At 40.6% G+C, this 1,407-nt stretch carries 1 protein-coding gene; it reads right to left on the bottom strand.

Going from position 1 to position 1,407, the window contains the following annotated elements; all coding sequences use genetic code 11:
• Positions 1 to 392 precede the first annotated feature (392 nt).
• Positions 393 to 1,196: an alpha/beta fold hydrolase gene (locus BO26_RS18465; protein ID WP_036774083.1), complete on the bottom strand. Its 804-nt coding sequence runs from the start codon at positions 1,194 to 1,196 to the stop codon at positions 393 to 395.
• Positions 1,197 to 1,407: the final 211 nt, after the last annotated feature.

Raw genomic sequence — 1,407 nt, forward strand, 5'->3', positions numbered from 1 at the left:
TACAACGCTACCGGATATAGCGGACTCGCTGACATCGAGAATTAATGACCATTTTCAGGTGCTAAAAACTGCATCTTGAAGTTTCTTGGGTATATTCTAATAAAAAATTCTGTATCGATCTTTATCAAATCCAATAGTTAAGACCGACCTGCTGACTTTTTCCTACTCCTCACCTGTACGGTAATTGTGATTTCCCTGTATCCAGCTAAAGCTGGCACGCAGTAACCGAAAAGCTTCACAGAGGAACTGCCCCAGCCAATTAAAATGAACGAACAAACATAGAGCTATCTCATTGAATCATTAGCGTAATCAATAAGATCACAAAACTCTATGTCTGTCTCGTTTTATGGAAATACCTCAGGGAAGCTCCGATCTCTTCATTAAAATATTCTTTACAGAACCTGTTGTAAGAAAGCAACTAGCTCCTGATTAACTTTATGTGGTTGCTCCAATGTGGAAATATGACCAGCATCCTGAATAACAACGTAATCACAGCGAAGTATTTCAGCCATCAAATAACCTTCCAAAGGTGGACGGGGTATATCCTGTTCACCAGTAATGACAAGGGCAGGAATATCCAGCTTTTCAAGCAAATGAATTCTATCTTCACGCCCAAAAATTATTCTCCCTAACGGAATAATGCTATTACGTAATGTTTCCGCAGAAATTTTCGCCAAACGCTGAGTCAATTCATCCACTAAATTCTGAGCAGGCTGCTGACTGAAAAAGATTGGTACTATCTGTTGCAAAATAGGTTGAGGAATAGCACCGACCTGCTCTATCGCATCCAACATAGCAAAGTACTTTTCATGAGTAACTTCAGGCTCTAACCCCACAAAAGTATCCATTAGCACCAATGCCTTGACTCTATCCGGTGCCATAGCTGCTAATTCAGTTCCCCACATACCACCAGCAGATAAACCAATTATAGCGAATTCCTTAATTCTAAGTTGATCCATCAACGCCAGGTAATCCTGAGCCAAATCAACCAAGGTTTTATGTTGCTCGGGTAATTCTGCCGAGTTCCCATGCCCCCATAGATCAGGAACAATCACCCGATATTCCTTACTTAATACTTCGATCTGTGGTGCCCACATATCAGAGTTAAACAAATAACTATGCCCCAGCAATAGAGGGAAGCCTTCACCTTCATCTCGATAAGCCATTGTTTTATTGTGTAACTGAATAGTTTTCAAAGAAAATCCTCATGTTAGTTAGTTGCGTATAAAATTATTCTAGATACCCAAAATAATTGTCTTTAGGTTATTACGTTTTGACAACAAGAAATTGACGAATAATTCACCGATAGATTATAAAATCGAGTAGGAGACGGGATCGCTCCCGCCGTCCTCTCACACCACCGTACGTACGGTTCCGTATACGGCGGTTCATTGTTAACGCTGGAAC

The sequence above is a fragment of the Photorhabdus australis DSM 17609 genome (assembly GCF_000711895.1).
Classification (GTDB): Bacteria; Pseudomonadota; Gammaproteobacteria; order Enterobacterales; family Enterobacteriaceae; genus Photorhabdus; species Photorhabdus australis.